We start from the raw sequence: 13,484 nt of genomic DNA, 5'->3' as shown, positions 1-13,484 counted from the left end.
CAGGTGCTTCACCTAAGGAGATCGTAATGACGTTACCGAGTGGGCATCCGAAAAGTAGATTGATCAAGAAATTCACCGCGCTTGGCCCGTACATCCGGGAAGGGCAGTGCGAAGATAATCGATTTTTTTTCGATTGTCTGGCTGTTTGCGTCAACGTGAAACCCGCCCCTGAGAAACGCGAGTTCTGGGGCTGGTGGATGGAACTGGAGGCGCAGGAAAAACGCTTCACGTATAGTTATCAGTTTGGTTTGTTTGATAAAGACGGTAACTGGACTGCGGTGCCGGTGAAAGAGACTGAAGTGGTAGAGCGACTGGAATACACCTTACGTGAATTCCATGAAAAATTACTTGGCTTGTTAACGACGCTGAATCTGGCGCTGGAACCTGCTGACGACTTTAAGGATGAACCGGTTAAGTTAACGGCATAATGAACAGTGAAAAGCCGGATGGCGGCGCAACCCCATCCGGCTTTTTTATGCTATATCAAAACTGGTAGACCATACCGACTGCAACGATATTATCATCGTTGATGCCCAGCTTATTATCGCTATCGAGCTGGTTGATTTTATAATCGACAAACGCGGACATATTTTTGTTGAAATAGTACGTTGCGCCGAGATCAATATAATTCACCAGATCCTCATTGCCGACGCCTTCAATATCTTTCCCTTTAGACAGCACATAACCCAGTGACGGACGCAGACCAAAGTCAAACTGGTACTGAACGACCGCTTCGAAGTTCTGTGTTTTATTAGCAAAGCCACCGGAAATTGGCGTCATATTGCGCGTTTCAGAATAGAACGTTGCAATATAAATATCGTTAGCATCATATTTTAAGCCAGTAGCCCAGGCTTCTGCTTTATCGCCTGTACCGCGAGTTTGCAGATTCTGCTGGTTAGTACGATCGGAGTTGGTATAAGCGCCGCTCACCGCAAAATCGCTGCCGCCAAAGTCATAGGTAACGGAAGTACCAAAACCGTCGCCATTCTGTTTTTTCACATCGCGGTCCTGGTTTTTACCCTGATATTGCAGGGTCAGATCCAGGCCATCCACGACGCCGAAGAAGTCGGTGTTACGGTAAGTTGCCAGGCCGCTGGCACGTTTGGTCATAAAGTTATCGGTCTGTGCGGAGGAGTCGCCGCCGAATTCCGGGAACATATCGGTCCATGCTTCCACGTCATACAGCGCACCCAGGTTACGACCATAATCAAACGAGCCAAAATCTTTTAATTTCACACCGGCGAAGGCCAGACGTGTTTTTTGTTGGTTAGAATCGCTTTCAGCTTTATTGCCGGCGAATTCAGCCTCCCAACGACCATAACCGGTCAGTTGATCGTTAATTTGCGTTTCGCCTTTAAAACCTAAACGGATATAGCTTTGGTCACCATCTTTGCTGTCATAATCCGTCATGTAATGCATGGCTTTTACTTTGCCGTATAAGTCCAGTTTATTACCGTTCTTGTTATACACTTCCGCTGCCTGTACGGATGCCGACGCAACAATTCCCATCACCACTAATGCCAGAGTGCTCTTTTTCATTTTCATTCCTGATTAAAAGTACGCGCTAATATTCACTGGGTGTGATCCCCCGTTAAAAGACAGGAGGGTTTTTAACGTCTGGCAATGAACGTTTTATGACAAAGTAAGAATATTTTTAAAAAAGGATGTTTTTTTGTTTCTGTAATAAATTCGTCAAAATCTGCCGCTACGCTTGCTGATCCTGCGCAATAAAATTTCATGCTTTGTGCGCTGGTTGTTGGCAACCGGGGCCAGTCCTGCTAAAACGTTCGTTTGATATCATTTTCCCCAATTTTGAATGGCAGAGAATCATGAGTGACAGCCAGACGCTGGTGGTAAAACTTGGCACCAGTGTGTTAACGGGCGGATCCCGCCGCCTGAACCGCGCCCACATCGTAGAACTGGTTCGCCAGTGCGCGCAGCTCCATGCCGCAGGGCATCGTATTGTTATTGTTACCTCAGGCGCGATTGCCGCCGGACGTGAGCATCTTGGTTACCCTGAACTCCCGGCAACGATAGCCTCGAAACAGCTGTTGGCAGCGGTAGGGCAGAGCCGACTGATTCAACTATGGGAACAGCTTTTCTCGATTTACGGTATTCACATCGGGCAGATGCTGCTGACGCGTGCGGATATGGAAGACAGAGAGCGCTTCCTCAATGCCCGTGATACCCTGCGCGCGCTGCTGGATAACAACATCGTTCCTGTCATTAATGAGAATGACGCCGTAGCGACCGCCGAGATTAAAGTCGGTGATAACGACAACCTCTCAGCGCTGGCGGCAATTCTGGCTGGAGCCGATAAGCTGTTGCTGTTGACCGATCAGCAGGGGCTGTTCACCGCCGATCCGCGCACCAATCCGCAGGCGGAACTGATTAAAGACGTGCACGGTATTGATGATGCGCTGCGCGCCATTGCCGGAGACAGCGTCTCGGGTCTGGGAACCGGCGGGATGGGAACAAAACTGCAGGCCGCCGATGTCGCGTGCCGCGCCGGGATCGACACCATAATTGCCGCAGGCAGCAAACCGGGCGTCATTGGCGACGTGATGGAAGGCGTTTCCGTTGGGACGCGTTTTCATGCTCAGGCATCTCCACTGGAGAACCGTAAACGCTGGATCTTCGGCGCGCCGCCTGCCGGAGAAATTACTGTTGATGAGGGCGCTACCGCAGCGATTCTGGAACGCGGCAGCTCATTACTGCCAAAAGGCATTAAAAGCGTGACAGGCAACTTCTCTCGTGGTGAAGTGATCCGCATCTGCAATCTCGAAGGGCGCGATATTGCCCACGGCGTCACCCGCTATAACAGCGATGCGCTGCGCCGTATTGCCGGACATCACTCACAACAGATCGACACCATCCTGGGCTACGAATACGGCCCGGTTGCTGTCCATCGTGACGACATGATCACCCGTTAAGGAACAGGCATATGCTGGAAAAAATGGGCATTGCTGCCAAAGCCGCGTCATATAAGCTGGCGCTGCTCTCCAGTCGCGAAAAAAATCGCGTACTGGAAACCATTGCTGATGAGCTGGAAGCGCAAACCGAAAGCATCCTCAGCGCGAACGTACAAGATGTTGAGCAGGCGCGAGCCAACGGCCTGAGCGATGCGATGCTCGACCGCCTGGCTCTGACGCCAGAGCGTCTGAAAGCGATTGCTGATGATGTACGCCAGGTGTGTAATCTCGCCGACCCGGTCGGGCAGGTGATTGACGGTGGGCTGCTGGACAGCGGTCTGCGTCTGGAGCGTCGTCGCGTCCCGCTGGGCGTGATTGGCGTAATTTATGAAGCGCGCCCAAACGTCACCGTTGACGTTGCCTCCCTGTGCCTGAAAACCGGCAATGCCGCGATCCTGCGTGGTGGGAAAGAGACCTACCGGACGAACGCCGCCACCGTGGCGGTTATCCAAAAGGCGCTGGAAGCCTGCGGTTTACCCGCGGCTGCCGTACAGTCGATTGATAACCCGGACCGAGCACTGGTCGCTGAGATGCTACGGATGGATAAGTACATCGATATGCTGATCCCTCGCGGTGGCGCGGGCCTGCACAAGCTGTGTCGTGAGCAGTCGACTATCCCGGTCATCACCGGCGGCATTGGCGTATGTCATATCTATGTTGATGATACCGCGGAGATCGTCCCGGCCCTGAAGATTATCGTCAACGCCAAAACCCAGCGTCCGAGCACCTGCAACACCGTAGAAACTCTGCTGGTGCATCAGGATATCGCCGCGCGTTTTCTGCCAGCATTGAGCCAGCAGATGGCACAAAGCGGCGTAACTCTGCACGGAGACGAAATGGCGCTGGCTACATTGAAGGCTGGACCTGCTAATGTGGTTGCGGTGAAAGCTGAAGAGTATGACGACGAGTTTCTGTCGCTGGATTTGAACGTGAAAATCGTCACCAGTCTGGATGATGCCATCGCCCACATCCGCGAGCATGGTACCCAGCATTCCGATGCGATCCTGACGCGTACGCTACGCAACGCCGATCGTTTTGTGAATGAAGTCGATTCTTCCGCTGTGTACGTTAACGCTTCTACGCGTTTTACCGATGGCGGCCAGTTTGGACTGGGTGCGGAAGTGGCGGTAAGTACGCAAAAACTGCACGCGCGTGGTCCAATGGGGCTGGAAGCACTGACTACATACAAATGGGTTGGCTTCGGCGACGACACGATTCGTGCGTAATTGAAACCGGGTGATGCAAAAATAGGCGTTTGATTCACAAGGCCATTGACGCGTCGCCCGGTTAGTTTTAACCTTCTACCCCGTGTTCACATTCGTGGACATATCCTTTTCAGGGCCGATATAGCTCAGTTGGTAGAGCAGCGCATTCGTAATGCGAAGGTCGTAGGTTCGACTCCTATTATCGGCACCATCTTTTTTCGTAAAATCATTAAGTTACTATTGCAGTGTTTTGCTTTGTTCAACACTAATGTGCATTTTGCGCGTTGCGGATGTGAAAAATTTGAGGCAACTGATGATCAATATATTTGTTTCAATGAGTTGAACAATGCAAAGTGAGAGTTTTGTAAGATGTGAAATTGCTGGTCATCGCCATTCTGCTAGCGGAGGTTTTAGTTCCGAATTACATGAAAACCACAATTTTACTTAGGGATGGGGTGATTTTACATGAATAAGAACATTTACCTAGAAAAAACAAGCGACTAACATAAACTTATTGGCAGAAATCCTTGTCATCTTGCGCTGTATTTTTTAATCTATCTTCAATATCTACCAGAAGATAGGCCCCTCATGAAATTCCAGGACATTGCTACTTTTTCCGGAAATATTCTCACCTTTTTGGGATTGCCAGCACTGATTTTTTTTAAATTTTCCTCTTTTTTGTTTTTTCTGAATGAATGGAAGATTCCTTTCATATGTGGTTCTGTTGTCATTCTAATAACTACATTAATTTATCTTCGAAAAAAAAGACGTTATCCCAACAAGTCGAGTTGTTTCTCATTGCTTGTGTTGTTTTTTGCAATGGGTTGTGCGGTTTTCTACCAACCATATCCTGAATTTGCACAGATAAGCATTTCTGGCTTCTATAATGAAAAAGATGGGGGGTGGAACAGTAGTAATACAGATGAAAATGCTTATGACATCACTCACCAGATGGAGGAGACGTGGAAAAGGGCCACATCTAAAGAGAATCCTTCATTCCAATTTGTACCCCCGTTTGCGGTTGAGAACTGGCAATTTCCGACATTGTTTTTGACTCATCGCTCTAAACAGCAAATAATTAATTTGGCTGAAGCGAATTCTCGCTCAGTCGTAACGTTGGTAGGGTTTACACGTGATAATAAAATAGAGAAAATCCACTATGGTTTGAACGGGAAGTTGTTATCACCCAATGCGCATAGCATTAATTTAGAGAGTAGATGGTTTAATCAGATTTTTGATAAAATTATTTCTCAATCACAGTTAACTGATGCTCAAAAGCGAGAGATAATAGCTAAGATCCTCTTCATTGATATAAATTCCCGTACACTAAGTGCCCGAAAAGATGAAATGGACGCTATTGGTATGGCTAACCTGGTCGTTAAGATAAGAAGTGAGGTCATTGATTTAAAAGGGAGATATCCTTTTATAGACGATGAGCTCAACTTTTTGATGGCTGGTCTGACAGCTTCTTTCGTAGATGTTTATAGTGCAGAACTATCTGATGACGTCGCTGCTGGGTTTTTAGTGCAGGCACTCAGCTTTCATCCGTATTATCCTTATCCAGATAAGGAGAGTTTTCAACGCGCTTATGTCAAAAATAGTTATGATAAATGGAAACTAACTAACGACGCTGAAAATGATGTGACTTTATTGAGCCACCTGGCGCAGTTGACATATTTTATCGAAGATACTAAGGAAAAAGAAAAGATCATTGATGACTTTAAAAATCAGATTTTTCTTCAAAACCAATCGCCTACGATTTTTTATTCAATGTTAGAAATGATCAAAACCAGTAATTCACTGCTTGATATACCAGCTAAACAAATTCATGAAATTAAAGAAATAGAAGATTATACGGATATTTTTCTTTACCAACATCCAGGCATGGATGATGAATTCATTGAGTTAAAAAGCGCATTGTTATACGGTGTATGCCATACCTGGTATGTTAATCATAATCGAAAAAAAGATGCTTCAAGGTTATTGAGGAAATTCACAAATATTGTGGATAATAATCCTAATGTGTTGCATTTTTTAATGAAAATGAAACAAGAAGATAGTGAATGAAAATAATAGTGCCTGAATCCTTGTTTTAGCTTGTAATAGCAAAAACGCGCTTAGACGCCCCTGTCTGTTGGTGGCTAACTGGTACTATATCACTTGGTTTTTCATTAAAATGGCTGATAATATCGAGCGGCCCTGCGCCAGGGCCGATTCGTTTACTGAGCAGATTTAGCAAGATGTAAATGCAATACGCTTCAACCCCTCTACCGCTTTTTCGAGGTAGGCGCGTGGACATCCCATGTTCAGGCGGATAAAACCTTTTCCAGCAGGACCAAAACTATTTCCCATTGAAGGCGCAATACCGGCAACATCAAGCATTACCCATTTGAGCTGCTCATCATCCAGTCCAAGCGCTTTGCAATCTATCCACAGTAGATAAGTTGCCTGGGAAGGAACAACCCGAGCCCACGGGAGATGTTCATCAATTTGTTGAATAAACCAGCGTCGATTTTCAGCCAGATAGCCAAGTAACTCGTCTAACCATGGTGCACCATGTTGCCATGCTGCCGTACTCGCTTCGACGGATAGCGCATTGAATACATCCAGCCCATGAGCATCCAGACGGCGTAAAAAGTGTTCACGCAATGCCGGTGCCGGTATCAGAAAATTAGCAATACGCAATGTCGACAAACCAAACGTTTTACTGGCTGAAGTGGCTGAAATTACACGCGAATGCCAGCGTTCTCCCAGATGCAGAACTGAAGTAAATTGTTCTCCAGGAAGCAATAAATCTGCCCATATTTCATCAGCCAGCAACGTCACATCATAGGTTTCGCACAGCGTAAGTAGCTGTTCCAGCTCCTGAACAGACCAACAACGGCCGGTTGGGTTATGCGGATTACATAAAATCATCAACGGTGGACGTTCAGTCCGGAATAACATTTCCAGGTGAGCAAAATCCATTTGATAACCGGTAGCCGGGTCCTCATACAACGGATTTTCCAGCAACTGTCTGCCGTTCAAAGAGATAATTTTAGCGAATGAGCCATAATAAGGCCCCTGAACGACTACGCCTTCACCGGGTTGGCTCAGCATTTGTACGAGTAGCGATAATCCCGGAACAACACCTTCAATACTGCAGATCCACTCTTGCTTGATTTCCAGCTGATGCCGGGTTGAGAGCCATGAGATTAATGAATCAAAGTAGCTTTGTGGCCGTTCGCTGTAACCAAAAATACCGTGCCCGACGCGGTGAGTTAAAGCCTCCTGAACAGCGGGTGGGCAAGTAAAGTCAAAATCAGACACCCACATTGGCAACAGTTGATGTGTATCCTCGCCGAAATATCGCGCCATAAAGTCCCATTTCAGCGAGGCGGTATCGTGGCGATCGATAATCTTATTAAAATCCATTACATGCTCTCCCTATTCTGTTGCCGTAATATTTTTTTCTGTTTCTGTCACTGATGGCGCCTTCGCAATACCGATTCCCGTGAAGCCGTAAATCAAGGCGAAGAAGATTGCGGCATAGCACTGAATCGCCCATGGCAATAAATCCAGTGTGCTCACTCCTAATGTTGTGGCCATATAAACTCCGGCGGCGGTCCATGGCAACAACGGCTCAATGACGGTGCCAGCGTCTTCAATTGTGCGGGACAGATTTTTGGTATCCAGTCCCATGCGGCGGTATGCGTCTTTAAATAATTCAGCTGGAACCAGAAGAGCCAGCTTGCCGTCGCTTGTCGCTCCGGTAACAAGAAGGGTGGTACCAATGGTTGCCGCAATTAACTGACCGACGCTGTGAATGACCGTCAGTAAGCGGTTAATGATAATGTTGAGTGCGCCCGTTAACGTTAAGGCACCGGCAAAAGAAAATGCGCAAAATACCAGAAGAATAGTGCTCATCATTGAGAACATTCCGCCACGGTTCAGCAGGCGCGGAACATCAGCAATAATGCCCTCACTCCCTTGCGGGAACATAGTAATGTTGAACCCATCTATAAAGGCATCCAGCCCCTGCTTGATGCTGAGCCCTTGCATGACAACGCCCAGAATCAGGGCTAATACGCATGCGCTCAGCATTAAAGGAATGACCGGCTTTTTACGAATCGCGCCCCACAACACAATAACCGGCGGCAAAATCAGAATGATATTGAAGTGGTATAGCGACTCCAGAGCGTTGACAATATCGGTAACCCGTTGCGGCGTGGCGACCTCGCCGAGCATATTGCTGTGGCCCGCAATAAGATAAACCACAGCGGCAAGCAGAAAGCTGGGAATAGTGGTCCACAATAAGTGCTGGATATGCTCGAAAAGGGTGGTATCTGCGACAATGGCCGCAAAGTTGGTGGAGTCTGACAGCGGCGATATCTTGTCACCGAAGTAAGCGCCAGAAACAACGGCACCTGCCGCTGCTGCCAATGAGACATCCAGTCCGGCGGCAACCCCCATCAGCGCTACGCCAACCGTTCCGGCGGAACCCCAGGAGGTTCCGGTACACACCGATACGACGCTGGTCAAAAAGAACGCGGCGATGAGAATGTATTCGGGGCTGATGAGTTTAAGTCCCCAGTACACCATGTAAGGGATGGTGCCGCTGAACATCCATGTACCAATCAGGCCGCCAACACAGATAAGAATCATGATAACCGGCATTGCTTTGGCGAGTTTATCCACCACCGAATTAATGATGTCTTCCCAGCAATACCCTTGCCACCAGGCCATGCCCGCGGCGACTGCAGCAGAACAAAGCAATAAAGGCTCAATACGTAGCCCCATGATGCCGTAGCCAATAATTAACAGCAGTAGCATGGCTAAAATAGGGATCACTGCCAGTCCAAATGAGAGTGCTTTTTTCTGATTTTGAGAGGCATTCATTCATGAATCTCCAGTCTGTAAGGTCGCTCAAGAGTAGAGAACACTCTTTTGTCTGACTGTGATCGTTCATTGGCCCTCATGTAAGCGATTACATGAGGGCGCTAAATTTGAAGTTGATCACAACTCAGGGGCTTGACGATTTACGCATTGATTTCAGAGAGAGGGGGGAAGAACAGAATCGCGGATCACCAGCTCTGCAGTGAAACTATTCACGCTGGGACGCTGAGTTGCGCCCTTAAAAAGCTGTATCGCCAGTTGCGAAGCGCAGCGAGCCATGCGCTCAACGGGATAATGCATTGTTGTGAGTGCAGGGTAGAGATAGCGGGCCATCACCACATCATCAAATCCAACGATCGAAAGCTGTTGCGGAAGTGTAATTCCCTGCTGATGGAGGATGCGCATAATCCCGGCGGCCATCACATCATTAAACGTCACCGCTGCGGTGAAAGGAATGCCGCAATTAAGCAGCTGATGTGCAGCGCGTTCGCCACCTTCTTCATTAAAGGGCACACTAATCACCCAATTTTTATCTGGCGTAATACCATATTCAGCCAGCGCCTGGCGATAACCTTCCAGCCGCTCACGGCGATCGATAATCGGTAAGTCACTTGTCACGCAGGCAATACAACGGTGTCCTTGCTCCAGGAGGTGTAGCGTGGCTGTTTTAGCTGCTTGACTATTTTCCAGCCACACGCAGCGATTGGCCATCCCGGCAATATAGCGATTTACGACCACCATGGCAGGAAAATGAGCGGCATATCGCAACAGTTCCTTTTCAGACAGTCTACTGGCATGGACCACAATAGCTTCACAGCCCTGGTTTATCAGGAAATCGAGTCCTGATTTTTCCATTCCTTCATCGTGGCCACCGCTGCATACCATCAGCCGAAATTGCTGCTGGCGTGATACTTCTTCTACGCCTCGTGCAAGCCTGGCAAAAAAGGGATCGGCAAGATTGCCGGTCAATAACCCGAGCATGTCACCGCTACGTTTCGCTAATGCAATAGCGGCGGCATTGCGATGATAGTTCAGTTCGCGCATGGCTTTTTCAACACGCTCACGCGTCACGGGTTCAACCCATGCGGTTTGATTAATAACACGTGAAACTGTTGCGGTGGACACTCCCGCTAACTCTGCAACATCCTTTATCGTTGCCATGCTGGCTCTTTACCTTTTTAATTCTTAAGAATTTGCTTATCGCTGGTTTTATTCCTTATCTTATTCAGGTTGGGGGGATTTGTCACCGATACATCCTCTGAGTAGATATACTCAGAGGCTTATTTTTAGTGTTTAATTATTCAATACTATCCTGAGTATTATTATACTTACATGCGATATTCGATCATTCCGCTCTTTTTGGCCACCCAGTCATACAGACGTTGCCCACGGAGGTTGGTTTCATGCGTATGCCAGTATAATCTTGACGCGTGATGTTTTTTGGCTTGTTGTTGGACATATTCGATAAGTTGTTTACCGATGTGTTGGCCGCGTACATCTTCGCTAACAAATAAATCTTCGAGATAGCAATAGTTTGATTCTGCCCAGGTTGAGCGGTGAAAGAGATAATGAACCAGTCCCACTATTTTCCCATCATATTTTGCAACAGCACAATAAACAGGTTCGCTCGGGGTAAAGAATCGCTCCCACGTTAATTTTGTTACTTCATCTGAAATTATAGTGCGGTAAAATGTTTGATAGTTTATCCATAAAGGAAGCCAGCTGGCGTAGTCTTTTTGTTCTGCACTTTCAATAGTAACGGCATTCATGTTAATCATATATATCCTGATATTTTATACGAGTAATGTGTTAGTATGATAATACTAAGAATTTTATAAACTCTCGTAAAGAGACACTTTCAATATATTGATAGGATCCACTTTAGTATAAAGGTTAATACAATGAAGAAAAACAATGCGCCTTTATTTCAAGGATTTGTTTTAGGAAAAGGTGCGGTTAAGGAGCAGGTTTACCAAATCCTCCGCGATCACATCCTCGAAGGGCGATTGCCGCCAGGAACAAAAATGCCGTCAACCAGGGCGTTGTCCGAAATGATGTCAATTTCACGAAATTCAGCGATCGCCGGTTATGACCGGCTATTAGATGAAGGGTATATCCTGACTCGTAAAGGGTCTGGAACATATGTCTCACATAATATTCCGGATCGGAGTATCAGCAATAGCTATCCAGAGATGGCGTTGGGGGACGTCGTATCACCTGATGATCAGGTTCACAGCCGAAATAATCCTGCTCGCGATTTATGGTCAAATGAGTATGAAGGGCGCTGCATGAACCGTCTATTTGCGGTTGGTGTCGGGTGTACGGATCTCTTCCCGCATGCGTTATGGGGAAAGCTACTGCAACGTGTCTGGAGACAATCCCGGCATCAACTGGGAGCTCACACTCATCCTTGCGGGTACCTTCCTTTGAGAAAAGCGGTTTGCCGCTACATTAAAACAACGCGTGGAGTGAACTGTAACGAAGATCAAATAATCATCGTAAATGGTATTCAGCAGGCATTGAACATTACTGCACGAGCATTGCTGTCGGCAGGAAATGACGTTTGGCTGGACGACCCGGGTTACAAAGGCGCCCGCGGAACCTTCATGTCTGTTGGTGCTATGGTGAGGCCGGTACCGGTAGATAGCGAAGGAATGAACGTCCGCTATGGTATTGATCATTTTCCTGACGCCAGGCTGGCCTATGTCGTCCCGTCGGATCAATATCCATTAAGTGGAACGTTGAGTTTATCCCGGCGTTTTGAGTTGCTGGAATGGGCGAAGTCGAATCAGGCATGGATATTTGAAGATGATTATAATAGTGAGTTCCGTTATGCCGACCGTTCTTTACAAGCTCTGCAAGGATTAGATCAGAATCAACGCGTAATCTATGCCGGAACATTTTCTAAAATGATGTACCCGGAATTCCGTTTAGGTTTTTTAGTTGTTCCGCCGGGTTTACAAGAACAGATTATGGTGACCAAATATTATTCCGATCTCGGTACCAGTTATCTTGAACAAGCAGTGATGGCAAATTTTATTGAGGAGGGGCACTATGCCAGTCATGTGCGTCGAATTCGCAAAGCATGCTATGAAAGAAGAACAGCGTTGGTCAATGCTATTCAATACTATCTTGCTGATAAAATGATTATTCAACCTTCAGACTCAGGCGTTCATATCGTATGTTGGTTGCAAAATGGGATGACTGGAAGTGAAGTTGAAGAGAAAGCCAGATTACTAGGGATGGGAATACTATCACTAAGTCGTTATTACCAGAGCGATGTTTCACGACAGGGAATTTTGATTGGTTTTGCAAATCATCCGGTAGAGGCAATTGTTGATGGGATTCGCCGTCTGGCTCAGGTTATTTAACTTATAATTTATTCAGCTCTAAGCATTAATGCAGTAAATACGTTTCTTTTGCTACGTGTAAAAATATTGCGCCTGTTTTTTGTACAGATAAATAGTGTGGATCTGTTAAAAACACGCATTGTGGTTCTTTTGGACTGCCCAGTTTGATCATACTCTGCGCTGGTTTAGCCCTGTTTTGTAAGAGGTATGGATATGTCGGGCATCTTTAATCAATTTCATCAACCCGTTGGTATGACTTTGTCTGACTGGAAAGGCGCACCCTTTCCACAGGCCCAGCAAATTACAGGTCGCTATTGTAAGCTTGAACGTATTAACGCCGAACGCCATGCAAAAGAGTTGTATGAAGCGTACTGCGAAGCAAGCGATTGTCGTGACTGGACATATCTGGCGGTCGGGCCTTTTGAGACCTTCGATACCTTCCTGGATTATGTAAAAAAGATGGAAGAACAGACCGATCCGATGCATTTTGCTGTGATCGATTTAACCAGTATGAAAACTGTTGGTACGTTTGCACTGATGCGGATTGATCCCTCAAATGGCGTGATCGAGGTTGGCCATGTTTCCTACTCCGTACGCATGAAACGTTCGCGAATCTCAACAGAAGTCATCTCATTGCTTTTAAAGTACGTTTTTGAGGATCTGGGCTATCGCCGTTTTGAATGGAAATGCGATGCTCTCAATGCTCCTTCCCGTGGGGCGGCGGAGCGATTTGGCTTCAGTTTTGAAGGCATATTTCGTCAGGCTGTCGTCACGCGGGGGCGTAATCGAGATACCGCATGGTACTCAATCATTGACGGTGAGTATCCGTCACTTCGATCGGCCTACGATATGTGGCTCGATGAGCGTAATTTCGATAACCAGGGACGGCAAATTAGGCGTCTTGGCGAGCTGATGGAAAGGGGATAAAAAAGCTCCCCGAATAAACCGGGGAGCCAGAAAGCGTAGCGCCCGTGTAGAATTATCTCTGCCGCGACTCAAGCCAGACCAGCGCCAGCGTGGAGAGTCCGCACATCAGCAGAATGCCGACAAACCAAAACAGATACCACATCGTACAGTCCTCC

12 protein-coding genes and 1 tRNA gene are annotated in these 13,484 nt (G+C 47.2%); 7 read left to right on the top strand and 6 right to left on the bottom strand.

What is annotated here, in order from left to right; all coding sequences use genetic code 11:
* The first annotated feature begins 26 nt into the window (after positions 1–26).
* On the top strand, positions 27–428 hold the full coding sequence (gene crl / locus OGV85_RS24225) for a sigma factor-binding protein Crl (RefSeq protein ID WP_003031376.1): 402 nt from the start codon (positions 27–29) through the stop codon (positions 426–428).
* A 55-nt stretch (positions 429–483) separates the two neighbouring features.
* Here crl and phoE read toward each other — a convergent pair whose 3' ends face one another.
* A complete protein-coding gene (gene phoE / locus OGV85_RS24220) occupies positions 484–1,539 on the bottom strand; it encodes a phosphoporin PhoE (RefSeq protein WP_003031375.1) in 1,056 nt (351 codons plus the stop codon).
* Positions 1,540–1,829: 290 nt separating this feature from the next.
* Here phoE and proB point away from each other — a divergent pair, with 290 nt between their 5' ends.
* The 4 genes from proB (at position 1,830) to OGV85_RS24200 (ending at position 6,244) form a co-directional block, all read left to right on the top strand.
* Complete coding sequence (gene proB / locus OGV85_RS24215) at positions 1,830–2,933, top strand: glutamate 5-kinase (protein ID WP_003031373.1); 1,104 nt, start codon at positions 1,830–1,832, stop codon at positions 2,931–2,933.
* An 11-nt stretch (positions 2,934–2,944) separates the two neighbouring features.
* Positions 2,945–4,198, top strand: coding sequence for a glutamate-5-semialdehyde dehydrogenase (gene proA / locus OGV85_RS24210; protein WP_061548226.1), 1,254 nt, complete (start codon positions 2,945–2,947; stop codon positions 4,196–4,198).
* A 114-nt stretch (positions 4,199–4,312) separates the two neighbouring features.
* Positions 4,313–4,388, top strand: a tRNA-Thr gene (locus OGV85_RS24205).
* 377 nt (positions 4,389–4,765) lie between these two features.
* A complete protein-coding gene (locus tag OGV85_RS24200; protein WP_181522627.1) occupies positions 4,766–6,244 on the top strand; it encodes a hypothetical protein in 1,479 nt (492 codons plus the stop codon).
* A gap of 165 nt (positions 6,245–6,409) precedes the next feature.
* Here OGV85_RS24200 and OGV85_RS24195 read toward each other — a convergent pair whose 3' ends face one another.
* The 4 genes from OGV85_RS24195 to OGV85_RS24180 form a co-directional block, all read right to left on the bottom strand.
* Positions 6,410–7,591 carry a MalY/PatB family protein gene (locus tag OGV85_RS24195; protein ID WP_106901987.1) on the bottom strand — a complete coding sequence of 394 codons (1,182 nt, stop codon included), beginning with the start codon at positions 7,589–7,591 and terminating at the stop codon, positions 6,410–6,412.
* Positions 7,592–7,603: 12 nt separating this feature from the next.
* Positions 7,604–9,055 carry a Na+/H+ antiporter NhaC gene (nhaC, locus tag OGV85_RS24190; protein WP_003838742.1) on the bottom strand — a complete coding sequence of 484 codons (1,452 nt, stop codon included), beginning with the start codon at positions 9,053–9,055 and terminating at the stop codon, positions 7,604–7,606.
* A gap of 153 nt (positions 9,056–9,208) precedes the next feature.
* On the bottom strand, positions 9,209–10,213 hold the full coding sequence (locus tag OGV85_RS24185; RefSeq protein ID WP_003838740.1) for a LacI family DNA-binding transcriptional regulator: 1,005 nt from the start codon (positions 10,211–10,213) through the stop codon (positions 9,209–9,211).
* 167 nt (positions 10,214–10,380) lie between these two features.
* Positions 10,381–10,830, bottom strand: coding sequence for a GNAT family N-acetyltransferase (locus OGV85_RS24180; RefSeq protein ID WP_003838738.1), 450 nt, complete (start codon positions 10,828–10,830; stop codon positions 10,381–10,383).
* Between the two features lie 123 nt (positions 10,831–10,953).
* Between OGV85_RS24180 and pdxR the strand changes: the two genes are divergently transcribed.
* Entirely contained in the window at positions 10,954–12,423 is a 1,470-nt protein-coding gene (gene pdxR, locus OGV85_RS24175) for a MocR-like pyridoxine biosynthesis transcription factor PdxR (RefSeq protein WP_057063216.1), read from the top strand.
* A gap of 192 nt (positions 12,424–12,615) precedes the next feature.
* A complete protein-coding gene (locus tag OGV85_RS24170; protein ID WP_181522626.1) occupies positions 12,616–13,329 on the top strand; it encodes a GNAT family N-acetyltransferase in 714 nt (237 codons plus the stop codon).
* Positions 13,330–13,381: 52 nt separating this feature from the next.
* On the opposite strand, the gene cbdX is transcribed toward OGV85_RS24170, so the two are convergent.
* On the bottom strand, positions 13,382–13,471 hold the full coding sequence (gene cbdX, locus OGV85_RS24165; protein WP_003838732.1) for a cytochrome bd-II oxidase subunit CbdX: 90 nt from the start codon (positions 13,469–13,471) through the stop codon (positions 13,382–13,384).
* Positions 13,472–13,484 lie beyond the last annotated feature (13 nt).

Source organism: Citrobacter sp. Cf132 (assembly GCF_030333885.1).
Taxonomy (GTDB): Bacteria; Pseudomonadota; Gammaproteobacteria; order Enterobacterales; family Enterobacteriaceae; genus Citrobacter; species Citrobacter freundii.
This window is presented reverse-complemented; position numbering and strand designations above follow the sequence as displayed.

Excerpts from the sequence above, each read along its gene's own strand:
- crl (WP_003031376.1), top strand. The coding sequence starts at position 27 with ATGACGTTACCGAGTGGGCATCCGAAAAGTAGATTGATCAAGAAATTC.
- phoE (WP_003031375.1), bottom strand. The coding sequence starts at position 1,539 with ATGAAAAAGAGCACTCTGGCATTAGTGGTGATGGGAATTGTTGCGTCG.
- proB (WP_003031373.1), top strand. The coding sequence starts at position 1,830 with ATGAGTGACAGCCAGACGCTGGTGGTAAAACTTGGCACCAGTGTGTTA.
- proA (WP_061548226.1), top strand. The coding sequence starts at position 2,945 with ATGCTGGAAAAAATGGGCATTGCTGCCAAAGCCGCGTCATATAAGCTG.
- OGV85_RS24200 (WP_181522627.1), top strand. The coding sequence starts at position 4,766 with ATGAAATTCCAGGACATTGCTACTTTTTCCGGAAATATTCTCACCTTT.
- OGV85_RS24195 (WP_106901987.1), bottom strand. The coding sequence starts at position 7,591 with ATGGATTTTAATAAGATTATCGATCGCCACGATACCGCCTCGCTGAAA.
- nhaC (WP_003838742.1), bottom strand. The coding sequence starts at position 9,055 with ATGAATGCCTCTCAAAATCAGAAAAAAGCACTCTCATTTGGACTGGCA.
- OGV85_RS24185 (WP_003838740.1), bottom strand. The coding sequence starts at position 10,213 with ATGGCAACGATAAAGGATGTTGCAGAGTTAGCGGGAGTGTCCACCGCA.
- OGV85_RS24180 (WP_003838738.1), bottom strand. The coding sequence starts at position 10,830 with ATGATTAACATGAATGCCGTTACTATTGAAAGTGCAGAACAAAAAGAC.
- pdxR (WP_057063216.1), top strand. The coding sequence starts at position 10,954 with ATGAAGAAAAACAATGCGCCTTTATTTCAAGGATTTGTTTTAGGAAAA.
- OGV85_RS24170 (WP_181522626.1), top strand. The coding sequence starts at position 12,616 with ATGTCGGGCATCTTTAATCAATTTCATCAACCCGTTGGTATGACTTTG.
- cbdX (WP_003838732.1), bottom strand. The coding sequence starts at position 13,471 with ATGTGGTATCTGTTTTGGTTTGTCGGCATTCTGCTGATGTGCGGACTC.